The sequence below is a fragment of the Mariprofundus sp. EBB-1 genome (assembly GCF_003665155.1).
In the GTDB taxonomy this organism is placed as follows: domain Bacteria; phylum Pseudomonadota; class Zetaproteobacteria; order Mariprofundales; family Mariprofundaceae; genus Mariprofundus.
Window position 1 is genome coordinate 38,587 of record NZ_RCFQ01000004.1, and the last position, 21,432, is coordinate 60,018.

The 21,432-nt window shown below is 46.0% G+C and carries 23 protein-coding genes; 18 read left to right on the plus strand and 5 right to left on the minus strand.

What is annotated here, in order from left to right:
• The first annotated feature begins 16 nt into the window (after positions 1-16).
• The 16 genes from D8Y20_RS02795 (at position 17) to D8Y20_RS02870 (ending at position 13,658) form a co-directional block, all read left to right on the plus strand.
• The gene (locus D8Y20_RS02795; protein WP_161957561.1) at positions 17-1,348 is read left to right on the plus strand and encodes a TolC family protein; all 1,332 of its coding nucleotides are present in this window, start codon (positions 17-19) and stop codon (positions 1,346-1,348) included.
• Positions 1,345-2,373, plus strand: a complete 1,029-nt coding sequence (locus tag D8Y20_RS02800; RefSeq protein WP_121541519.1) for an efflux RND transporter periplasmic adaptor subunit — start codon at positions 1,345-1,347, stop codon at positions 2,371-2,373. The genes D8Y20_RS02795 and D8Y20_RS02800 overlap by 4 nt, the downstream gene beginning before the upstream one ends.
• Complete coding sequence (locus D8Y20_RS02805) at positions 2,373-5,633, plus strand: efflux RND transporter permease subunit (RefSeq protein WP_121541520.1); 3,261 nt, start codon at positions 2,373-2,375, stop codon at positions 5,631-5,633. Before D8Y20_RS02800 ends, D8Y20_RS02805 begins: the two co-directional genes overlap by 1 nt.
• 164 nt (positions 5,634-5,797) lie before the next feature.
• The gene (locus D8Y20_RS02810; protein ID WP_121541521.1) at positions 5,798-6,007 is read left to right on the plus strand and encodes a DUF2892 domain-containing protein; all 210 of its coding nucleotides are present in this window, start codon (positions 5,798-5,800) and stop codon (positions 6,005-6,007) included.
• A 194-nt stretch (positions 6,008-6,201) separates the two neighbouring features.
• Positions 6,202-6,609, plus strand: coding sequence for a rhodanese-like domain-containing protein (locus tag D8Y20_RS02815; RefSeq protein ID WP_121541522.1), 408 nt, complete (start codon positions 6,202-6,204; stop codon positions 6,607-6,609).
• Positions 6,610-6,612: 3 nt separating this feature from the next.
• Complete coding sequence (locus D8Y20_RS02820) at positions 6,613-7,368, plus strand: sulfite exporter TauE/SafE family protein (protein ID WP_121541523.1); 756 nt, start codon at positions 6,613-6,615, stop codon at positions 7,366-7,368.
• A 47-nt stretch (positions 7,369-7,415) separates the two neighbouring features.
• A complete protein-coding gene (locus D8Y20_RS02825) occupies positions 7,416-7,829 on the plus strand; it encodes a rhodanese-like domain-containing protein (RefSeq protein ID WP_121541524.1) in 414 nt (137 codons plus the stop codon).
• Positions 7,829-8,161, plus strand: coding sequence for a rhodanese-like domain-containing protein (locus D8Y20_RS02830; protein ID WP_121541525.1), 333 nt, complete (start codon positions 7,829-7,831; stop codon positions 8,159-8,161). Before D8Y20_RS02825 ends, D8Y20_RS02830 begins: the two co-directional genes overlap by 1 nt.
• Before the next feature lie 172 nt (positions 8,162-8,333).
• Positions 8,334-8,723 (plus strand): DUF302 domain-containing protein, encoded by a 390-nt coding sequence (locus D8Y20_RS02835; RefSeq protein ID WP_121541526.1) that lies wholly within the window; start codon positions 8,334-8,336, stop codon positions 8,721-8,723.
• Between the two features lies 1 nt (position 8,724).
• Positions 8,725-9,420, plus strand: a complete 696-nt coding sequence (locus tag D8Y20_RS02840) for a Crp/Fnr family transcriptional regulator (RefSeq protein ID WP_121541527.1) — start codon at positions 8,725-8,727, stop codon at positions 9,418-9,420.
• Positions 9,421-9,645: 225 nt separating this feature from the next.
• Entirely contained in the window at positions 9,646-9,849 is a 204-nt protein-coding gene (locus tag D8Y20_RS02845; RefSeq protein WP_121541528.1) for a DUF2892 domain-containing protein, read from the plus strand.
• 324 nt (positions 9,850-10,173) lie between these two features.
• The gene (locus D8Y20_RS02850) at positions 10,174-11,451 is read left to right on the plus strand and encodes an NAD(P)/FAD-dependent oxidoreductase (protein WP_121541529.1); all 1,278 of its coding nucleotides are present in this window, start codon (positions 10,174-10,176) and stop codon (positions 11,449-11,451) included.
• A gap of 305 nt (positions 11,452-11,756) precedes the next feature.
• Positions 11,757-12,101 (plus strand): carboxymuconolactone decarboxylase family protein, encoded by a 345-nt coding sequence (locus D8Y20_RS02855; RefSeq protein ID WP_121541530.1) that lies wholly within the window; start codon positions 11,757-11,759, stop codon positions 12,099-12,101.
• Positions 12,098-12,349 carry a hypothetical protein gene (locus tag D8Y20_RS02860; protein WP_121541531.1) on the plus strand — a complete coding sequence of 84 codons (252 nt, stop codon included), beginning with the start codon at positions 12,098-12,100 and terminating at the stop codon, positions 12,347-12,349. Before D8Y20_RS02855 ends, D8Y20_RS02860 begins: the two co-directional genes overlap by 4 nt.
• Positions 12,350-12,398: 49 nt before the next feature.
• A complete protein-coding gene (locus D8Y20_RS02865; RefSeq protein ID WP_121541532.1) occupies positions 12,399-12,671 on the plus strand; it encodes a hypothetical protein in 273 nt (90 codons plus the stop codon).
• Positions 12,672-12,680: 9 nt separating this feature from the next.
• Positions 12,681-13,658, plus strand: coding sequence for a cytochrome-c peroxidase (locus D8Y20_RS02870; RefSeq protein WP_236075212.1), 978 nt, complete (start codon positions 12,681-12,683; stop codon positions 13,656-13,658).
• 633 nt (positions 13,659-14,291) lie between these two features.
• Here D8Y20_RS02870 and D8Y20_RS02875 read toward each other — a convergent pair.
• Together D8Y20_RS02875 and D8Y20_RS02880 are read right to left on the minus strand one after the other, a co-directional pair.
• Positions 14,292-15,032: a hypothetical protein gene (locus D8Y20_RS02875; protein ID WP_121541533.1), complete on the minus strand. Its 741-nt coding sequence runs from the start codon at positions 15,030-15,032 to the stop codon at positions 14,292-14,294.
• 502 nt (positions 15,033-15,534) lie between these two features.
• A complete protein-coding gene (locus tag D8Y20_RS02880; protein WP_121541534.1) occupies positions 15,535-16,212 on the minus strand; it encodes a Crp/Fnr family transcriptional regulator in 678 nt (225 codons plus the stop codon).
• Between the two features lie 466 nt (positions 16,213-16,678).
• Here D8Y20_RS02880 and D8Y20_RS02885 point away from each other — a divergent pair, with 466 nt between their 5' ends.
• Both D8Y20_RS02885 and D8Y20_RS02890 read left to right on the plus strand, forming a co-directional pair.
• Positions 16,679-17,035, plus strand: coding sequence for a hypothetical protein (locus tag D8Y20_RS02885; RefSeq protein ID WP_121541535.1), 357 nt, complete (start codon positions 16,679-16,681; stop codon positions 17,033-17,035).
• A 42-nt stretch (positions 17,036-17,077) separates the two neighbouring features.
• On the plus strand, positions 17,078-17,458 hold the full coding sequence (locus tag D8Y20_RS02890; protein WP_121541536.1) for a rhodanese-like domain-containing protein: 381 nt from the start codon (positions 17,078-17,080) through the stop codon (positions 17,456-17,458).
• A gap of 336 nt (positions 17,459-17,794) precedes the next feature.
• Here the strand turns inward: D8Y20_RS02890 and D8Y20_RS02895 are convergent, their stop codons facing one another.
• The 3 genes from D8Y20_RS02895 to D8Y20_RS02905 all read right to left on the minus strand — a co-directional run bounded on the left by D8Y20_RS02895 (position 17,795) and on the right by D8Y20_RS02905 (position 21,299).
• Positions 17,795-18,199, minus strand: coding sequence for a hypothetical protein (locus tag D8Y20_RS02895; RefSeq protein ID WP_236075213.1), 405 nt, complete (start codon positions 18,197-18,199; stop codon positions 17,795-17,797).
• Positions 18,200-18,264: 65 nt separating this feature from the next.
• The gene (locus D8Y20_RS02900; RefSeq protein WP_121541538.1) at positions 18,265-19,074 is read right to left on the minus strand and encodes a TonB family protein; all 810 of its coding nucleotides are present in this window, start codon (positions 19,072-19,074) and stop codon (positions 18,265-18,267) included.
• 29 nt (positions 19,075-19,103) lie between these two features.
• On the minus strand, positions 19,104-21,299 hold the full coding sequence (locus D8Y20_RS02905) for a TonB-dependent siderophore receptor (RefSeq protein WP_121541539.1): 2,196 nt from the start codon (positions 21,297-21,299) through the stop codon (positions 19,104-19,106).
• Positions 21,300-21,432: the final 133 nt, after the last annotated feature.

The window sequence follows — 21,432 nt, forward strand, 5'->3', positions numbered from 1 at the left end:
TAATTATAATTTAGTTATGAATAAGCCATTGCTGTTGACATTGCTGTTGATGACGGCTGGAAGTGCGAATGCTGTTGAGATCAGTTCGTTGCGACAGGGTGTGGATTATGCGCTGGCGCATAATCGTATGCTGGCTATGGATAATAGTTCGGTTGATCAATCTCGAGCGAATCAGGATTTGGTTAAAAGCCAGTTTATGCCGCGTTTAGATCTTTCTACCGGTGTGGTTCGAACAGATGCACCGGGTAGATTTTTTGGTACCAAATTGAATCAACAGCGGATTAAAGCTGCTGATTTCACGCCAGCTTTTCTTAATAATCCCGGTTTTATTAACAATTACCAAACACGCCTGAATATTAATATGCCTCTTTATCAGGGCGGTGCGATGTGGGCTGGAAAAGAACAGGCTGATCATGATGTTGAAGCTTCTGAGTTGCAGCATGAATATATGCAGCAGCAGATTGTGTTTCAGACGATTCATGCCTATACACGGGCACGGCAGGCAAAAGCAGCCATTCAAGCTATGCAGGCAGCGGTCAATGCGGCAGAAAAGCGTTATCAGGACACATTGGTACTGGAAAAACGGGGTGTATTGATCGCCAGTGATGTGATGGATGCACGGGTTCACCTCTTGCGTAGTGAATTGAAATTCAAGCAGGCCAATAATATATACGCGCATACGTTGGAGCTGTTGCAACGTGTGCTGGCGCTGGATAGTGATGCAAGATTGAACGTAGATGGTGAACCTGAGCTTGCCACTGCACAGATGACACTGGCAGAAGCACTGGAAAAATCATTACAGCAGCGTGTTGATTTAAAAGCCATGGAAGCTTCATATCGGGCTAGTAAGGCTGGTGTTGATGCATCAAAAGCGACTTTTCTACCGCGCGTGGATCTGGTGGCCGGGCAAGAGTGGAATGCATCGACCCCTGCCCTGAAGAATCGCAATAGCATGATTGGTGCAACAGTCAGCATGAATCTTTTTTCGGGCGGTGCAGACAGAGCGAGGTTGCGCGCTTCTCGTGCTAAAGAAATGAATATGGCATACAAAATTAGCGACCTTAAACAGCAGATTCACAATGAAGTAACACAGGCTTGGCGCATGCTGGACGAAAGTAAAATCAGTGATGCCAGTGAACGCGAAGCACTCAAGCAGAGTGAAGAGTCGTTACGTATCAAGTCACTGCGTTATCAGCAGGGCCTGGCCAAAACATCCGACCTGCTTGACGCGCAGTTGCAGGTGGATACGACGCGTTTAGCAAGTATTCGGGCTAAATACGATGTGACTATAGCCAAGGCAGTATTGCAATTGGCCGTAGGCACATTGAATGAGAAAATAATCCAATGAATAAGAAAATCGTATTGGTATTGATGGCACTATTTGTGCTGCAGGCATGCAGTGAAGATGGAGAAAGAAGCAAGAGCACTGCCCAGGTGGTAGTGACGCAGGCTAGCAGCATAATATTGCAATCTATCGATGTTGAATCCCACTATGTTACCAGTGGAACGGTGACCTCGGATCACCGTGTTTCGATCAGTTCGCGTATTTCAGGTTATATTCGCAAACTATCCGTGCGTGAAGGAGACCGTGTGAAAAAAGGTCAGGTGCTGGTACGTGTTGATCCGGTCAATGCGAAACAATCACTGGTTCAGGCTGAGGCGGCTTTGGCCAATGCAACGGCTGATCTGAAACGTTATGAACTGCTTTATAAAGAGCATGCCACCAGCCAGCAACAGCTGGATAAGGTGCGTCTGCGTTACAAGGTTGCGCGTTCTCAGGCTGCTCAGGCGCGTAATCAATTGGGCTATGCTGAGGTGCGTTCGCCGGTTAATGGTGTTGTGGTTGAAAAACGCCTAAGTAAAGGTGATTTGGCTCAGCCAGGAGCAATGATTTTAACATTGGAAGACCCTGCCAGTTTGTTGGTGGAAACCTATGTTTCTGAGCAGTTTGTCAGCAGCATACACATCGGTGATACTGTTAATTTGGAAATTCCCTCAATACAATCACACCTTATAGGCACTGTGCGTCAGGTAGTTGAAGCTGCAGATGCGGTATCCCATCAGTTCCTGGTCAAAGTTGCACTACAGGCGGATTCGGCGGTACATGCCGGCATGTATGTGCAAATAGGTTTTAGCACTGGCATGCGCAAAGCAGTGGTGGTGCCCTCTGCGGCCGTCGTTGAGCGTTCAGGTTTGCAGGGTGTATATATTGTTGATGCGCATAAAATTATACATTATCGACAGGTGCGGACAGGCGAGACATCGGCCAATAACAAGATAGAGATCTTGGCTGGTTTACGCGATGGTGATGTGATTGCCTGGGATGGGGATCCTTTCTTACAGACAGGCATGAGCCTGCAGGCGAAAAAATAATGTCCAATCAGCCACCGTTAAATATAGCAGGCCGCCTCGGCAAGGCAGCGATGTTCACCAATTTAACGCCGATGATCAGTATTCTTATTTTTCTAATCGGCGTGATTGCACTGATGGTAACGCCACGGGAAGAAAATCCCCAGATTGATGTGCCGGCTGCTAATGTGTTTGTGCAGATGCGGGGGGCTTCACCGCAGGAAGTGCAAAATCTGATTGTCCGACCAATGGAAATGGTGTTGCGTGAGATGACCGGGGTGGATCATACCTACGGCATGGCTATGGATTCAATGGCTGTTGTGACGGTGGTGTTCAAGGTTGGAGAAGATAAAGAATCAAGCCTGTTGAAGCTCTATGATCGTATTATGCATAATCTTGACCGTATTCCGGCCGGAGCTTCACAGCCGCTGGTCAAACCGCTGGATGTCGATGATGTACCGGCATCAGTAATTACGCTTTCATCGACGGAGATGGATGGCTTGTCCTTGAAGCGACTGGCTGAGCGCGTACGTGATCAACTCAGTCCACTGCCAGGTGTGTCGGTGGCCAATATTATTGGTGGCCGTGATCATGAGGTCAGTATCAAACTCGACCCGGTCAGGCTGGCGGCTTATCGTATTGCACTGGATCAGTTGCATCAGGTGTTGTTATCAGCCAATACGGGTGGACCTGTTGGTTCGCTGGTGGGCAATAATAACGAGACAAAAATCTGGTTGGATGGTTATCTCAAAACGGCGAATGAAGTCGGTCAACTGGTGGTTGGCGAGTGGAAAAACAAGCCGATCTATTTAAAAGATGTGGCGGATATTTCCGATGGGGCCAGTGATGTAGAGCATTTTCATCGCATTGGTTTTGGTGCTCATCATCTACCTCAGGGAGCGATAGGAGAGCCTGAATTGCCGGCCGTGTCCATTACACTGGCCAAGAAACGCGGCACCAATGCCGTGGTGGTGACGCAGGCCATTGAAGAGAAATTGAATGCACTTAAAGGTGATTTTATCCCCGATAATGTGCAGGTAAACATCACCCGTGATTCGGGCAACCGTGCCAATGCAGCAGTAAATATGCTGATTGAGCATCTCGGTATTGCAATCGGTACGGTGATTTTGATTCTGTTGCTGTTTTTGGGCTGGCGTGAGGCGGCTATTGTTACCCTCAATATTCCGCTGATCCTGTTTGTGGTGCTGGCAATTGGATTGCTGGCAGACCAGACGATTAACCGTATTACCCTGTTTGCCCTGATTTTAGCACTTGGTCTGTTGGTGGATGATGCCATCGTGGTGATCGAAAATATTCATCGTCATCTGCACAAGGGTGTGAAATCCGTAAAGGACAAAGCACGCCTGATCGTGATGGCGACCAATGAAACGGGTAAACCGACCATTGTTGCTACCATTGCAGTGATTCTGGCATTTGTTCCGATGGCATTTGTGACCGGTATGATGGGGCCATATATGGGGCCGATTCCATTCAATGCACCGGTAGCAATGGCTGCATCGCTGGTGATTGCCTATATGTTTACACCGTGGATAGCACAGCGCTTTTTACCGACTACGATTCAGACGACTGATTCAGTTCATGAAGATCATGCGACGAAAGATTGGGTTTATCGCAGTTATGTGCGGCTTGCCACGCCGTTGATTGAATCACCGATTGTACGCAAGTTATTCTGGCTAGTGACGCTGGTGCTGTTTGTGGCTGCCATGATGCAGCCTGGTTGGCAGTTCTTACGTCCTGCTGGAATTAACGGCCCACTGACGCCGGGTACGGTTGAACTGAAAATGTTACCTAAAGGTGATAATAATACTTTTAATATCACCATTGATTTGTACGAAGGAGCCTCTCTGGAAGAGACGGATCGCGTGGCGCGTGAAGTGGCTGATGTGCTGAGAAACCATCCGATGGTGGTGGATTATGAGACCTTTGTTGGTCAGGCCGGCCCCATTGATTTCAACGGTATGTTGCGTGGTGCGGTACTGCGTAAGGGAGCTAATCTGGCTGATATACGTGTCAATCTGGTGGATAAACATGATCGTTCTATCCGTTCTGATGCCATCGTGCTGGAACTGCGTGACTTGTTAAGTCCTGTTCTAAAAGCCAATCCGCGTGCCAATATCAAGCTGGTGGAAGATCCACCGGGGCCACCTGTACGTGGTACACTGTTAGCTGAGATTTATGGGCCTGACTATGAGACCCAGCGTGCATTGGCTAAACAGGTGCGCAAAAAATTTGAGGCGACCTATGATGTTGTTGATGTCGATGATTCAGTTGGAGACGAACAACTACAGTTGAATATTCACGTGGATAAAGAGCGTGCTGCGCATCTTGGTGTGGCAACATCACAGGTAGAAACTGCCCTGCACGACTTTTTACAGGGTTATGATTTTGGGGCTATCCATACGGATGATGAGCGTCATCAGGTAAAATTACATGTGCGCCTGCCCAAAGCGCTGCGTGCGCATGCAGAAGATTTGCACCGTATCTATGTGTCCGGTTCGCAGGGTGCTGTGCCGCTATCTGCATTTGCTACTATTGAAGAGAGTGTGGCCTCCAAACCGGTCTATAGTAAAGATGGCCATCAGGTGGTCTATGTGATGGCCGAACCGAAACAGGGTTCGCAGGTCTATCCACTTCTGGAGATGGATTGGGCCATAGATGGCACTGAAGTGGTGCCCGGGGCTAAACTCAAAACCGGGGGTATGCGCTTTACCAACACTGCACCTGATAACACTTTTGGTTATCACATGCTGTGGGATGGTGAGATGCGTCTGACCTTGGATGTGTTTCGCGATCTGGGTGCGGCCTTTATTGTGGCGATGGTGCTTATTTACCTATTGATGGTGGCCTATTATGGGCAGCTTATCCTGCCGATGATGGTGATGGCACCGACAGCGCTGACCATGATCGGTATTTTTCCGGGTCATTGGATTACCGGACAGCCGTTCACCGCTACATCGATGATCGGTATGATCGCTCTGGCCGGTATTGTGGTGCGCAACTCCACCCTGTTGATTGATTTTATTCTTGATTACCGCAGCAAGGGTTTCTCAGTGAAAGATTCAGTTCTGGAAGCTGGAGCTGTGCGTGCTCGTCCAATTCTGCTGACAGCACTGGCTGTGATCGCAGGAACGTCTGTGATGATAAGTGATCCGGTGTTTGGTGGTTTAGGTGTATCGATGGCCTTTGGTACGCTGGCAGCCACGATCTTAACCATGTTTATCACACCATTGATGTATTACCTGTGGCAGCGGGAAAAGGCATGAGCCAAATGATTACCTCGATCACTCAGGGAAGTTTTTCTTGTGTAAACACCCTCACCTTCAGGACACAGAGTGCATAGAGGGAAGAAAAACACAAAAAAGGATTTTCTCTGCGTCCTTCGCGTCCTCAGCGGTGAAAAAATTTAGATTTTGATAGGAGTTCAACCATGACAATTAGTCGCATGATTCGCATTATCGCAGGCACATTTATCCTGCTCAGTATTTATCTTTCTACACGCTATAACGGAGTGAACTTTATGGAGCCTACATGGCTCTGGTTCACCGCTTTTGTTGGAGCAAATCTGCTGCAGTCTGGTTTTAGCCAATGGTGTTTGATGGAAGTTATTCTGTCTAAACTGGGTTTCAAACACGGCTGAGACGGTTGCGTCCAGTCAGGAGTATGTAGGACTGAAGGTAGCTGTAGCGAGCGGTTGCCGATTAACAATGCAAAAGTCCGACATACTTCTAAACAGTTGATAGGTACAGATGGTGCTCTCTTCCCTCCCTTCCTAGTTGGCATCGTCTGTGCCTGTCTTATTAACTTAACGATCTTTCTGGAGTTGAAGAAAAAATGGAATTTATTGAACAAAACATGGTGTATGTTGTATCAGCTCTCTTGATTGTCTGGATATTATGGAAGCGTGTGCTTGCACCAAAGCTGGCCGGAGTAAAATCACTCTCCGCTGCTGATTACATGCAGTTTCGCCATCAAGAACATATCATATTGGATGTGCGCCAGCCTGCTGAATGGTCCTCTGGCCACGCCAAAGATGCAATGCATATGCCGCTTTCTGAAGTGGGAGCACATATGCATGAAATAAGCCGGGATAAGCCTGTTGTGGTGATCTGTGCATCGGGCAACCGTTCTGCAATGGCTGCAACGGCCCTGGCCAAAGCAGGCTTTGATATGGTTTACAATTTTTCCGGTGGTATGGGAGCTTGGCAGGGTGCTGGTCTGCCGACGCAATCGGGTGCGTAAAAGGTGACACTTTCTCTGTGGTTGGCGGCACCGTTTATCGGACTACTGTTGTCGTTGTTTGCTGCAGGTGGAGGTATGGTTGCTGTTCCATTGCTGCATTTTGGCCTTGGTATGCCGCTGAAACAGGCTGTTGCTACAAGCTTGGTGATTGTTGCCTGCGTTAGTCTTATGGCGTTGTTGCAAAAGAAGCGTTGGCAGTTGATTGAATGGCGGCTGCATCGTTTTTTTGCATTTGGAGGTGTGTTGGGTGGCTTTGGGGGGGCAAGTCTTGGCTTGTACATGTCCAATCAATTGCAATCTATGGTTTTTGCTATGCTGGTATTGTTTGTTGCCTGGTTAATGCATGGTGAATGGATGAAATCCATTACGGTGAATGCCAAAAGTATGCCGTGTGATTGTCGTCTTTCGATACTTGCTGGCCTTGGGACAGGTTTTATGACGGGGCTGCTCGGTGTAGGTGGCGGTTTTTTGATCGTACCGTTGTTGTTAATACTCGGTGTGGCCAGTTATCAATCGGCTGTGGCACATTCGCTGGCGTTAATTGTACCAAGTTCGCTGGTTGCCGCTCTGAGGTATGCTGGAAATCTGGAAATGAGTTGGAGTCCGGTTTTCGCCATTGTTATTTTGGCCTTCATGGGGACATATTTGGGTAATTTTATAGCTGACAGGTATTCCTCTACTTATATGCAAAAGGCTTTTAGTTTGATGTTGACTGTGATGGGTGGATGGATGTTGCTGAAATTATTTGCGATTGAATGAAGTAGTGAAACGAGGTTGGATAATAAACACATGATAAGGAGTGAAATATGAAACGATTGATAATGATGGCTGTAATTGTTGTGGCGATGCCACTGGTTGCGACGGCGTGTGGTCTTAGTGAACAGACGGCGGATGGCTATGAAAATGCCACTGTTGCCCATACACATGATCACTGGTTGCAGGGCGATAAGTCACCCGTACCATTTATGCTATTGGATGTGCGTACCTCAGAAGAATATGCAGAAGGTCATATTGCAGGGGCAACTCTGATTCCGATACAGGTGTTGGCTGAACGTTTGAGTGAAGTGCCAAAGAATAAGCAGGTTTATGTGTATTGCCATTCAGGCGCGCGTTCAGCGCGGGCATCAAAATTACTGGCCAAACACGGATTTAGAAATATTGAAAATATAATGGGTGGTATTGTGGCTTGGAAAGATGCCGGATATCCGGTGGAGAAATAATGCTTGAATCAAAAAATGTAAATGAACTCTATCCGCTTTGGTTATTGGGTCGGGAAAAAAGTGAACCGCTTGTTATCATTGATGTGCGTGGCTTGGATGAGTATCAGAATGGGCATGTGCCGGGTGCGAAGTTGATTGCGCTCAATACATTGATGGCGCGTGTTGATGAAATTCCAGAAGAGGGTGATGTGTTTCTTATCTGTCACTCCGGTATGCGATCAGCTCAGGCAGGGACCTATTTAAAGAGAGAGTGCGGACGAAATAACGTAATCAATGTTTCTGGTGGTACGCAGGCCTGGATCAATGCAGGTTATCCGGTAGCAGAATCATAAAAGCATTCACCGCAAAGGGCGCAAAGTAAAACCGAAGAAGAATAAGCTGATATAGAAGCAACATGCACCAATCAGCGCGAGAGCGGGATAAAATACCAAATAGATTTTGACTTTACTCTGCGAAACTTTGCGTTCTTTGTGGTAAAAATATTTTGTCTATAAGGAGAATATCATGAGTGAATATGGCATGAGCACAGTATTTGATGGGGATATGGCGGAAGCTGAGGCCGCGATCACTGATGCCTTGAAAGCTGTTGGTTTTGGCATTCTCACACGCATTGATGTGGCGGACACGCTGAAAAAGAAAATCGATGTGGATCGGTCTCCGTATGTGATATTGGGAGCTTGTAATCCGAACCTTGCTAATCAGGCGTTGAATTTAGAGCCTGAACTCGGCTTGATGTTGCCCTGTAATGTTATTGTGTATAGCGAAAAAAATGGGCAGACGATCGTATCAATCATCGATCCTGAATCGATGGGGGGTATGATCGATAATGCTGCTTTGGAATGTCTGGTTAAAGAAGCAAAGCCGCTTTTGATGCAAGCCTTGCGAAGTATTTAGTATGAGCGCAGTAGCAGCATCGAGCCGAGAATGGTTGGCGGAATTTCCTCGTTTGCACGATATCAGTGACAATGTTTGGCAAATGGATGCGGGTAAAGCAGTTCGTATGCAGGTCAAATCCGGTACAGTGTTATTTCGAGATGGAGATGCTTGCCAGGCTTATGTGCTGGTGGTTTCCGGTTCTGTGCGTGTTCAGAAAATGGATCCACAGGGTCATGAAATTGTATTGTATCGTGTTGAAGAGGGGCAAAGCTGCATGCTCACTACAACCTGTCTATTGGGTTCCCGCAGTTACCCGGCTGAAGGCATCGCTGAAAGTGAAGTGGATCTGGTTATGCTGCCGTTGAAAATCTTTGAACATGCCTTGGCAGGTTCTGAGGGGTTTCGCCACTTTGTCATGAATAATATTGGTGAGCGCATATGTGATCTGATGTTATTATTGGAGGATGTGGCTTTTGGTCGTATGGATGTACGGCTGGCTCGATTATTACTGAAAAATATCGACACAAATGCAAGCAACACAGATTTAACATTGATTCGAACACACAGAGAACTTGCTGTTGAACTTGGTACAGCGAGAGAAGTTATTAGTCGCTTGTTAAAAAGCTTTGAGCGTAATGGTCTAGTCGAATTAAGTCGTAATCAGATCACTTTATGCGATTTGAAAGCGCTGCAAAAGTTAATTGATCAGGGTTAATTAGCAATTATCAACTCAGGCGCTTGTGCGCATCATTCTGATTCCGGGAGTCCATTCGCCTCACCCAGAGGGTGTGATAAAGCATACCCACAGCGCTTTCCTGCGGAATTGTGATCGGCTGTCCATATCCTGCTTTTTCAGATTATTCTTAGGCACTTGGTGACAATGTCACTGACTTAATATATGAGTATATTAGCATACACCTAAATTAATGGAGGTATTGTTATGAAATCAAATGTAGGTGGTATTGATAGAATTGTTCGTTTGTTGGCAGGCTTGGCGCTGATAGCTGTAGGGGCACTCGGTCTAGTAGCTGGTCCATGGGATATGGTGGCAATTGGTGCAGGGGCGGTTTTCGCATTGACTTCAGTGATTAGCTTCTGTCCGTTATACACACTACTAGGCATTAATTCCTGTCCGGTAAAATAATTCTTTACTAATTATATTATCATATTATAATATGCATATCTGAGTAAAACGCTCGGTATTTAGAATGGAAATCTTTTAAAGATATTATACTGAAGATTGAACAGCTGACGATGGTTCAAAATAATCATTTGTTCGGGCGATTTTCGGTGTTCCATTTTTTGATACTTGGTCTGATAGGCACTTCTCTCTGGTTCCATTGGGAGCCGATCATTGAGAGTCTGATGCCATTTATTTTAGGTGCTATCGCATAACACGGCTATGCGAATAAATATAATAATTACAGGGGGTCATAGTGAATACCCTCGATGAAGGAGATATATAACTATGGCACATGTTGCAATTATTGGAGCTGGTATTGGCGGTATGCCTGCAGCATATGAGATGAAAGACGCCCTCAAAAAACTCGGTGGTGAACATGAGGTGACAGTAATATCCAATGTGGATTACTTTCATTTCACGCCTTCAAATCCGTGGGTTGCCGTGGGTTGGCGTGATAAAGAACAGATTAGTTTTGAATGTTCTCCTTACCTGAATAAAAAAGGCATTAACTTTTTATCCTGTGGTGTGGATGAGATCTTAGCTGATGAAAGTCGTTTACGTTTGGGCAACGGTCAGCATCTGGATTATGATTATTTGATCATTGCATCGGGCCCACGCCTAGCCTTTGAATTGGTGCCCGGCATGGGGCCGGAAGGGCATTCACACTCCATCTGTCATGTTGATCATGCGGTGGAAGCCTACAATGCTTTTGAAGAGTTCTGTAAAGATCCTGGTCCGATTGTGATTGGTGCTGTGCAAGGTGTGTCCTGTTACGGACCGGCCTATGAATATGCCTGTATTATTGATACTGAACTGCGTCGCCGTAAAATTCGCGACAAAGTACCGATGACCTTTATTACTCCAGAGCCATATATTGGCCACCTGGGTCTGGGTGGTGTAGAGGATTCTAAGGGATTACTGGAATCAGAACTGCGTAAACGTGATATCAAATTTATTACCAATTGCAGAACTACTGAAGTTCATGAACACAGCATTGATTATGAAGAAGTAAATCGTCACGCAGAAGTGATTGCCTCTGGTTCGTTAGATCATAAATTTGCTATGTTGATGCCTCCATTTCGCGGCGTTGGCCCAGTTGCCAACTGTGAAGGTCTGGTAAACCCATTGGGTATGGTGAAGATCAATGATTATCAGCAAAGCCCGGAATTCAAAAATATTTTTGCCACGGGTGTAATCGTTGCGATTCCGCCAGTAGAAGAATGCCCATTGATGGTGGGAACGCCAAAAACAGGCTTTATGATTGAATCCATGACTACGGCAATTGTACATAACATTGTCCATGACCTGAAAGGTGAAGAACCTGAGCAGTGCGGTACATGGGGTGCAATTTGTTTGGCAGATTTCGGTAATGGCGGTGTGGCACTGGTCGCATATCCGCAGATTCCACCGCGTAATATGGTATGGGCTAAAGGCGGTAGCTGGGTGCATGTTGCCAAAGTTGGTTTCGAAAAATATTTCATGCGTAAAATGAAAACGGGTGTATCTGAACCCTTTATCGAGAAAGCATTCTTGAAACGCATGGGTATCGAACGCCTGAAATAAAGAAGCATCAAAAACATTTCACCGGCCTCTCTAGTGCATTCATGCACCCGAGGCATTTGTGCATCGTGCACGTCACAGAAACACAGCGTTTCGCAGAGTAGAGGCAAAACCATTTCGGTTAAAAGTGTTATTCCCGAGATGTTTTATCGGGAGTCCAGTTTAGCATGGGTTTCCGCTGCGTTGCTTTTGAATTTACTTTGCGTAACTCTGCGTACTTTGCGGTGAAAGTCTTTGACTATAAGTGAATTGCACTTGTGCAAGAGGAGATGCCCAGGGCAACTTCGTGGTGAAAAAAGGAGAAAACCATGTCTGAAACATATGCAGAATATACCCAGGATCTTTCGGCAACTATTGGTGGCATCCGTAAGGATATCCCCGAGGTGATGCAGGGCTTTTCGGCGATGGCAGGAGCTGCACTGGCCGATGGTGCATTGAGCAAGAAGACCAAGGAACTGATTGCACTTTCTATTGGTGTAGCTGGTCATTGTAAGGGGTGTATAGGCTTTCATGTCAAAGCCCTGATTGCATTAGGAGTGACAAGGGAAGAGTTGGCAGAAGCACTTGGCATGGCCATCTATATGGGCGGAGGTCCATCTTTGATGTACGCCGCTGAAGCGATGCAGGCGTTTGAGGAATTTACGGCAGAATGAATCGTATCATCATCTGGTTGCACTATCCGCCCATGATGATGTTGATTGTGGCGGCATTGCTGCTCGGATCTATGCCTCTGGTGCCCGAACCACATCTGTTTCAAAAAATAAATATGCTGATGGCAGGCACGATGGTGAAGCCAGTCGATATATTTGATTTGGTCTGGCATAGCTGGCCAGTACTATGGATCGTTCTACGTATTTTCACGCTTCCTCTGGTAGATAAAGGCGTACCAATAGACTCATGATGATGGTCGCATTACATTTTGTCCTGTTCATTGTCTTGATGGGCTAAGTGTGAGAGCTTATCACCGTCAATCATTATGGATCAGGTTTATTCCTTTTCTATTATTGAAGTTGGCTGAAGGGCGAGCAGCTATTGTGCAACTATTGATTTATGCGCCGCTTTTTGTGGTATGGCTATTGGCTTGTCACTGGTTAGATGTGCAGGGCTGGCATGGCTTAGGTGCATCGGGCATTGGTTTTGCGATGTTATTAGGCCTTCAGGCATTGAGAATGTTGGAAGAAAATCAAAAACGATTGCGTGAAAAAATCAGTAATGCAGGCTAGGAGAAGATATTGAAATATTTTGTAATGTTGATATCAATGATGGGGCTATCTTTAAATGCGATAGCCAGTGAGATTCCGGACGGCATGGGTGTATTACCTTCTGCTGTACCTGTCCCGGCGGATAACCCGATGAGTAAGGCCAAATTAGAATTGGGCAAGAAGCTCTATTTTGAACCAGCCCTTTCAAAAAGTGGTCATTTTTCTTGTAACTCCTGTCATAATTTGGCGACCTGGGGAGTGGATAATCAGAAATTTTCCCTTGGCCATAAATGGCAACGTGGTGGTCGCAATGCACCAACCGTACTGAATGCTGCTTTCTGGAGTAAACAGTTCTGGGATGGCCGCGCACCACTGCTGGAAGATCAGGCGAAGGGGCCACCATTGAACCCGGTTGAAATGGCTGCAGATTCTGAAGCATATGCTGTGGCACGCCTGAAAGCGGCTGGTTATGATGCTGAATTTGAAGCTGTTTTTGGTAAAAATAGTGTCTCATACGATAATATGGCCAAAGCCATTGCGGCTTTTGAACGTACTTTGATCACACCCAATGCCCCCTTTGATCTCTTTGTACAGGGCAAGGGAGATATTAGTGCAGCAGCCAAACGCGGCATGAAAAAAGTAGATGCAGTGGGTTGTACTTCTTGTCACTCAGGGCCTTTGTTCAGCAACAATGCATTTGTTCCCTTTGCGTATGGTAAAGATACCGGCCTGCAAAGTGTGACCGGTAAAGATACAGATGATCATGTTTTCCGCGTGCAGTCGTGGCGCAATGTGGCCATGACAGCGCCCTACTTCCATGATGGCTCTGCAGCGACTCTGTCCGAAGCCGTCAAGATCATGGCTAAGGTACAGTTGGACACTGAACTCTCTGCTAAAGATGTAAGTGATATTGTTGCGTTTCTTGAGACCTTAACCGGCGAAGTGCCTGCGATTACATATCCACAATTGCCACGTCCGAATGGTCATGCTCTGAACTGGCAGGAATAAGATGTTATAGCCTCGCTTGGGTGAACCAGGCGGGGCTTATTTGATGAGGATGCAATGAAATATATATTTTTAATACTTACCTTTTTTTCGGGTACGGCTTTTGCTGACCCCTTAGACCAAGGTGAAGCATACACCACCCTGTAGACTCCTATTAGTACATAAATTTAGTTATGCAGAAAGCAATCAATTCAGCAGGTCATTCAACATCTTGTTGGCGACTGACTCAAGTCGGCCAACTTCGGCCACTCAGGGCATCTCTAAATATATAATCGGGGCCCGGTTTAAAAAAAATCCGCGAATCAAGGTTTGCCCCTCCCTTTTTCTCACCAATAAAACCCTAAGGGGATGATCGTTTAGCTTAGCTAAATCAGAAGTGAGGATTTCTCACATGTTACCCTTAGGGTTTATCTCATAAGCTAAGTTTAAATAGACGCGAGCTTCCAAGGACAGTGCCTGCTGCCACACCTATGGCGCCACCGACAACCATCATAGCTAATTGTTATTTTAGCTATTGCTACGTAATTTCTTTTGACAACACCGTAGTGTAATGATGCAGCACATACCTTTCAAACGCCCAAACTAAGGCCCTCTCCCATTCTCGGGGGAGAGGACCTTAGCTAGAGCAAAGAACAATCAATGTGTGTCATTCTCAAAATATGAGTTAATAGCATTCCCTGTAGAGAGTGAAATAACAAGGATCGACACATGATCTATATGTTTGCTGATCGGAGATCTGTACTGGATGACAAGGTCATCTGAACCATCTCCGTCAGCATCCACGATAGCCGAAGAACGAACATCGAGATATCCCATCGTAGCTGAGTGTGTGTATGTACCTGTGTAGGTAACTTGACCTGTAACCGGGTTAATCACTGTTACCCTTACCTGGCCTCCAAATTGGCCTTTTGCTTCCTGCAGCGTCACACCTGCCAGGGACACAAGGGCGGTGGAGCCAGTAAGTCTTGCAGCCGTTAATGTTTCGAGAAATTTTGGTTTGTCCTTGCGAACAACGACCGACACACTAAATACATTATTTATGTCCACTGGGCCCGATAAAAGGGTATCATAGCTAGCTGACATCACAGCCACTGTACGATGGGATCCCACTTTACCTTTGACAGGGGTAATAAGTAAGCCATCAGGGCCTACTGCAGCCTTTTTAGTACGCTTCAGGTCCTTGCTAGATATGGAAAATTCAGTATTACTTTGATATTTAATTCTTTCCAAACCAGGGTTTACAACCACCAACTCCTGAAAGGCGCTTAACATACCTTCATCAATGTTTACGCTTGGATTCGTTGATCCCGCTGCCATAGCAGAAGGAATAAAACCCAAGGTTAAGACTGATAATATTGTTATTGATAATCTTTTCATGATAACACTCCCTTTTTTATTTTCATTCGTTCCAAAAAAGTATGTCTCACGATTGTGCTCCAGTCTGACGGACGTCGGGACATACTAGGATACCGCCAGTTCTAAATGATTTTAAGTTCACAACTCGGGACAATGCGACAAACAACGAGTTGGAAGTTATTGCCATTGCTCTAAACAAAACGAATTGTATGCGAAACAATCTAGGCACACCTTGATGCAAGTTATCTTTGAGGCAGTTTTTTCTTGATATAGATCAATAGTTCGGTGCCCTACCTGAAAAAACAATACCTCTGCTGAATGAATTCGTGTTAAGGACTGTTTACCTTAACTAGAATAAGTATTATGTATTCATGCATTTAATCTGAGAGTAATACAGGACGATTGCTCGTTATTTATCAAATTAATGTAAACAGAGCCTAATACGCCCCAACGCGGATATGCAGGGAGATGTAGCAAGATTGGCTGGTATTGAGAGATGAAAATTATAGCCTAATAATAAAGCTTATGATGATGACCGTAATTTTTCAATACTATGAACCTCAATGACTTTATTATTAATGCTTATAAGGCCATCTTCACTGAGTTCATGCAGAATTCTGGAAAATGTTTCGGGGGTAATGTTCAGGGATGATGCAATATCTAACTTGGCAAGTTTCAGTGTAACTTGCCCTCCATCATTGGAATTAGCGAGTAACCGACTAAGTAAGAAACCGATAACACGGTGCTTACTAGAGGTAACCGTCATGGATCCCATTGATTTAACCATCATATACATTTGATGGCTTAGATCGTGAATTATGTTGCAGGCAGCGACAGAGTCTTCTGTAATAAGCTTTAATAGAATTTCAGAGGGGATTAATATTACCTTAGCCTTAGTAAGAGTCTCAACGTTTACAGGGCTAACTTGTTTGGTGAATACCAAAACTTCTGCAAAGGTATGTCCGGGGCTGGCAATACGCACTATATGCTCCTTACCTTTCCTCGATAGAAAAGCAACCTTGATATTGCCCTGAACCGTTATGTACAAGCCTTTACTGACATCACCTTGACGTATAATGGAGTGTTTTTTTTCAAACCTGAAACAGTAAGAGTGTTCAGCAATATGCTGCAGGGAATCACCATTCAAGTCCTTGAACCATGATATGTTTTGTATCGCAGAATAGATTTGGTCAGCAGTCATAAGTCCCACCGTGGAATTAAAGACGCCCCGTCCCGAGGAGTCCAATATATTAATAGACGTATACTGGTGAATTGTCAATCTGGAGTCGTTTCAAATATGAAATGAGTCTGAAATCGTCATTAGCTCTGTCAATCATATGGGGATGGTTATCCAGATGGATGAAAAGAAGATAAAAATGGTTGCAGATGTTTCCGCATTTCTGGCAGGAACAGAACGGACCGAACTGCGGATGTAGGGCAGCAAGGATGATATTTACGCCTGGGTAGAGCGAACACTAAATCGACTGGAAAGATCGATAGGGTCAGATACTCGATTGATATTTAACTAAGCCTTCCGACCGACCGGGTTTGGCCGGTTTGAGACAGTCGCCAAACAGCTAGACTAGTCCACATTCCGGAAGTAGCAGGGAGAATGGGTTAAAAAAAGAGGAGACTTTTTATGTACTAGCTCAACCCCTCCGCAGTGGATGGATAGCATTGATTTTGGCCTGCTATTGGTCAATTACGGTGTGTTTGCTCTGATGGTAATTGCTATGGGCTGGTTCTTTTTTAAAAAGCCGCATTATCTTAATCGTTTAGAGTCTTTGATTTGTGCCCCGTTCCTGGCCATCTTTACCACAGCGAAATGCGCTGGTGGCGTGAATAAGTTCATTCTACAGGTCTTTGGTGGCCTGTTGATTTTTATTACCCTGACGGCTTGGGTCTTTTTCTGTCAGTGGCTTAAACATATAGGTCTGGGAGCAATCTCAATGACTGGTCTGGCCTTTGCAGCATTTATGCTGGTTAGGCTACTTAAAGGTAAAGAAAAACCACAACCCATTTAAGTGCGTGATGATTGAACGAATACGCTTATGAAGGAGACAACGATGGCAAAAGGATTACAGGATTTTGTGGCAGCAGCCAAAGCAAGCGCACAGGAAACAAGCACGGAAGCCGTTGCATCCACATTGGGTGAGACTGTGTTGTTATTGGATGTGCGTGAGCCGGGCGAGTTGCAAGCTGGATTTATACCCGGAGCCATCAATATTCCGCGCGGTATTCTGGAACTGAAAGCTGACCTGAATTTTCCGATGCGTGATCCAAAACTTGCTGATCGTGAGCAGGAAGTCGTGATCTATTGTGCCAGTGGTGGTCGCAGCTTGCTTGCTGCTGTAACCCTGCAGGAGATGGGATTCACCAACGTGAAATCCATGGCCGGTGGCTTTGGTGCCTGGGCTAATGAAGGCCGCGAAATCATCAAAACCTGATCAGGCCGACACCATACCCTTATGTGTTCTGCTAGATACGGACCACATATTTATATGTTTGTTAAATTAGGCTGGCTATGGAAAGAGTACAGTAGGTGATCACAGCTCCTGCCAGCGGAACAAAGATAGTGTCTAAGATATTTATGATAAAAGAACGTGAGCGACGAACTTAAAAAGGTATAAGTGATAGCAGCGGTGAAAGCAAAGCTAACTCAAAAAAACAATTGAAACCCGATCTAAGCATCGACCATTTCAACCCTTATCAAGCTTCCTGAATGATTTTCCATCAGTTCTTAAATAGGTAATTTAACCTATTAACATCTATGCCTAAAGCTTCTAAGACCTCAGATACATATCCAACACTTCGTCTGAACTAATGCCCTCTAACCTTTCATTTTTACGACCAGTTCGGCCCCTAACTCGATAACATTCCAACCTAGATAAGATGGCTTTCTCTGCAATTTCAATATTTTCCACAAAAGCGATCGGCTTGAAGTTAACGTTTTCTTTGCCGAATGTTCTGAAATAATTCTTTTCTCGTATATAAAGGTTTTTAGCCTTTCCGACTTTGCAGTTCTGTTTGGTTACTTTGATGGCACGGTCAGCAATTCTGGGGTCTTGGGCATTAACAGATATTGGCTGCTCATTGTTTAAAGTTACAATGTATATTCCGGAGTCCATGCTTCTCCTCGCGAGATTCGTCTCTGCTTCACTACACGCTTCTCCCTTCAGTTTGTCCACAACTATACATTCGCCCGAATGTCCTGAGTTGCTCGAAAAGAGCCACTCGCAAATGAATGATGAACTTATTTTAATCGATAGCGCATGATAAACTTGGCATGGATGGTTTCATTCAGTTCGGTGGGTGGTTTGGGGAGTGGTGTGCCGGATTTAACGGCATCCATGGTGCATGCACATAACAGTTCTGATTTTCCATCAATTTTAACATCACTGATCTGGCCTGTTGGATCGATCTCAAACGCTACATGGATATCACCTTCGACATGACGGCGGCGGGCAGAAAATGGGTAAGACTTGCGGGACTCAATGATGCGCATAATACGTGCGAGATACTGTTGGCGTAGTGCCTTTATTTGCTCCGGAGAAGATACAGGTACTGCAGGCGTGACGGTTGTGATGCTAACAGGTTGTACTGCGACAAGCTTACGTTCAGGCACTTCTATTGTTGTAGTAACCGTTTTCTGTTCCAAACGAGGTTCTTTTGGTGCTATTTTTTTAGGTAACACAACCGCCTTTTTAAGCGGTTTAATGATCGGCGGTTTAGGCTTTGCCGGTATAATTTCTGGTTCTGGTTCTGGTTCTGGTTCTGGTTTGGCTGGAGGCTGTGGTGGTTCAATTGTTTGTTGGACAGGTGCTGCCTGAGCTTCATAGATCAAAGCAACATCAAAAATAGTTTCTTTCTGTATGGCGGGCGTCATCTCTGTGGCGGGGGTATTGATTTGAAGCAGCAGAAGCAGATGCATGGTTATTGCCAGTAGTAAGGCTACCGGCGATAACCATGCCATGCGTCTGTCTTCACGCCCCCTGTCACGGGCGATTACTATCAGTTGCTCATACGACGTTGGCATGAGTTCTCCAACGGCTTCAGAGCTCATGCAGGTACGCTGGGCAGGCTATGTTCGTTTTAGAACGTAGCATGTGCCTGAACGAAGAAGTTTCTACCTTCACCGGGAAGGCGTGTGCCGGTGGCAACGGCAGAAGCCCTACCTGCTGCATCGGTGGTAATTCTGTTATAACCACTCAGGTGATCCTGATAGAAGCGATCGAGTACATTGTTTACCCCTGCACTGATGGCCATGTTCCGGCTAAGCGCATAACGGCCATGCAGATTAAACAGGCTATAACCGGCTGTTTTACTTTCTGCATTGGTGCTTGAAACCTTATCCTGCTTCCCGAAGAAATTTCCTTCGGCTGTAACGGACCAGTCAGCATCACCATAATAACTCAGGCCAATGGTAGAGTTGAGCGGTGCAATTCTGTACAGGTTATCCGTGATATCACGGCGTTTACCACGCACATAACTGATGGTGCCATCGACGGAAATATGGTCAGTGATATTGGCTCCGAAACCTGCATCGGCACCATACATGTCAGCATCCACATTGGAAAATTGTAGCGGCACACAGAAAGGATCCAGTGGATTGGCGGTACAGAAGCCTGCCCCTTTGAGCATATTGCCCTGCATCACACGGAAATTATAAGCCGGCCCTGTTGTTGAAGCGGTGCCTTGAATATAATTATTCACACGTTTGAAAAACAGACGTGGGGTGAAATAGATGGCATCAGATTTCCACTCCAGACCAAGATCAACATTATAGGATGTTTCCGGATTCAGGTTCACATCACCGACATAAGTGCGTTTGTCAGCTAGGCCTGCCGTGGATTCCAGCGGAGACCAGAGATAACGCTCTTGATAGGACGGAGCACGCTGTTTTCTGGCGGCACCGAATGTCACTTTAAGATTGTCATTGACGGTTTGTGTGAGCAGCAGGGAGATATCAATCAGATTATCATTCTGACTGCGCTGGCTGGCATTGAAATTGGTGGCCAGGGTATTAATGGCTGTTGCCATCATGCCGGCAAAGCCGCTGGTGCTTACGGTCCCTGAACTCATATTTACACGGCTGTAACGCACACCTGTTTGAATTTCCAGGCTGTCGCTTAGTGACCCCTTCCATTCGGTAAAGAGGCTGAAACGGTTACGTTTTACGTTATTATAGTTTTGCAGGCTGAAGGCCGCATTGGTCGGATCGAACACATCGGCTTGATGTTTGGCCAGCCAGCCATCTGTGCCAACTGTAATAGAGCCACTATTCACAGGTATGATGGCATGCAATTTATAGCCAATATCTTTGGCATTGGTGAGCGCGAAGCGTTGCATGAGTCGTCCCCCCATGCCAAGCATGGCAGGCGGTGTACGCAGGGAATAATTATCCATATTATGATCTGTATCCATGTAGTGGGCATCGGCGAACCACTGGATGCCATTGCTAGCGCGATCACTGTTAAAAGCGGCCGAGAATGCATTGCCTTTGACATAAATAATATCCATTGGCAGCGCCGGGGAACCGGAGTTATCAACACGCTCATTGTTATAGCCGAGGCTGAACTCACCGGCAGAAAAGCGATGGCCATAATCAGCGCCGAAGGTGCGGCGTTGGTATTGTGTGGGTAAAATATCCAGACCATTACCTGCTTGCATGGCTTGCCCTTTATCGAGATTACCATTGAGTTGCAGGCGATCACTAGCTGAACTGCCGCCGAGCTGGCCACCGACGCTGTAGGCGTTGTTGTTGCTTTCGTAGCCAGATGTGAAACTGCCGTGCGGGCGGGCCTCACCTACTTCAGAGTAAGGCTGTTTTGCTGTTTTGGCATTGATGCTGCCACCAATGCTTTCTGCACCGGCACTGACCGGAGAAATGCCGCGAATGACGGTGATGCTTTCCATTTGTGATGTCGGCAGATGACTTAATGGCGGGTCCATCCAGTTGGGGCCAGCTGGTGCAACATTCAGCCCGTCAAGTTGAGTGTTGATACGAGAACCGAACATACCGCGATATTGCGCGATGCCTGTGAGTGGGCCATTCTTGTTTACATTAGCACCAGGTACAGATTTTAGCGTATCAGCGGCATCGGCTGGTATATAATCCTGCTCTAGCGGTTTGACGGTAACGGTGTTGGCGCGCTCAATAGCGGTGTCTTCTACATTGATGATAGGGGTAGAATCTTCAGCAATAGCAATGCTTGAAAAAATTATCAGACTTGCAAGTGTCAAGCTGGATCGGCTGATGGCGCTGGAAGGGTGAAAATGGGTATGCATGGCTAGAGTTATCTCCTGTGTTTGCTGCGAATACTAGAGAGGGATGACGGCTATCGGGATGTGGCAAATTGTCGCATGGTCTTCATTATAGGCTGTTGTAAACTTGCCGGAGCGGGTGCGCTGGATACGGGAT

What these genes read in the sequence shown, in the direction of transcription:
- D8Y20_RS02795 (WP_161957561.1), top strand. Translation starts at nt 17, where the DNA reads ATGAATAAGCCATTGCTGTTGACATTGCTGTTGATGACGGCTGGAAGT.
- D8Y20_RS02800 (WP_121541519.1), top strand. Translation starts at nt 1,345, where the DNA reads ATGAATAAGAAAATCGTATTGGTATTGATGGCACTATTTGTGCTGCAG.
- D8Y20_RS02805 (WP_121541520.1), top strand. Translation starts at nt 2,373, where the DNA reads ATGTCCAATCAGCCACCGTTAAATATAGCAGGCCGCCTCGGCAAGGCA.
- D8Y20_RS02810 (WP_121541521.1), top strand. Translation starts at nt 5,798, where the DNA reads ATGACAATTAGTCGCATGATTCGCATTATCGCAGGCACATTTATCCTG.
- D8Y20_RS02815 (WP_121541522.1), top strand. Translation starts at nt 6,202, where the DNA reads ATGGAATTTATTGAACAAAACATGGTGTATGTTGTATCAGCTCTCTTG.
- D8Y20_RS02825 (WP_121541524.1), top strand. Translation starts at nt 7,416, where the DNA reads ATGAAACGATTGATAATGATGGCTGTAATTGTTGTGGCGATGCCACTG.
- D8Y20_RS02830 (WP_121541525.1), top strand. Translation starts at nt 7,829, where the DNA reads ATGCTTGAATCAAAAAATGTAAATGAACTCTATCCGCTTTGGTTATTG.
- D8Y20_RS02835 (WP_121541526.1), top strand. Translation starts at nt 8,334, where the DNA reads ATGAGTGAATATGGCATGAGCACAGTATTTGATGGGGATATGGCGGAA.
- D8Y20_RS02840 (WP_121541527.1), top strand. Translation starts at nt 8,725, where the DNA reads ATGAGCGCAGTAGCAGCATCGAGCCGAGAATGGTTGGCGGAATTTCCT.
- D8Y20_RS02845 (WP_121541528.1), top strand. Translation starts at nt 9,646, where the DNA reads ATGAAATCAAATGTAGGTGGTATTGATAGAATTGTTCGTTTGTTGGCA.
- D8Y20_RS02850 (WP_121541529.1), top strand. Translation starts at nt 10,174, where the DNA reads ATGGCACATGTTGCAATTATTGGAGCTGGTATTGGCGGTATGCCTGCA.
- D8Y20_RS02855 (WP_121541530.1), top strand. Translation starts at nt 11,757, where the DNA reads ATGTCTGAAACATATGCAGAATATACCCAGGATCTTTCGGCAACTATT.
- D8Y20_RS02860 (WP_121541531.1), top strand. Translation starts at nt 12,098, where the DNA reads ATGAATCGTATCATCATCTGGTTGCACTATCCGCCCATGATGATGTTG.
- D8Y20_RS02875 (WP_121541533.1), bottom strand. Translation starts at nt 15,032, where the DNA reads ATGAAAAGATTATCAATAACAATATTATCAGTCTTAACCTTGGGTTTT.
- D8Y20_RS02880 (WP_121541534.1), bottom strand. Translation starts at nt 16,212, where the DNA reads ATGACTGCTGACCAAATCTATTCTGCGATACAAAACATATCATGGTTC.
- D8Y20_RS02885 (WP_121541535.1), top strand. Translation starts at nt 16,679, where the DNA reads ATGGATAGCATTGATTTTGGCCTGCTATTGGTCAATTACGGTGTGTTT.
- D8Y20_RS02890 (WP_121541536.1), top strand. Translation starts at nt 17,078, where the DNA reads ATGGCAAAAGGATTACAGGATTTTGTGGCAGCAGCCAAAGCAAGCGCA.
- D8Y20_RS02900 (WP_121541538.1), bottom strand. Translation starts at nt 19,074, where the DNA reads ATGAGCTCTGAAGCCGTTGGAGAACTCATGCCAACGTCGTATGAGCAA.
- D8Y20_RS02905 (WP_121541539.1), bottom strand. Translation starts at nt 21,299, where the DNA reads ATGCATACCCATTTTCACCCTTCCAGCGCCATCAGCCGATCCAGCTTG.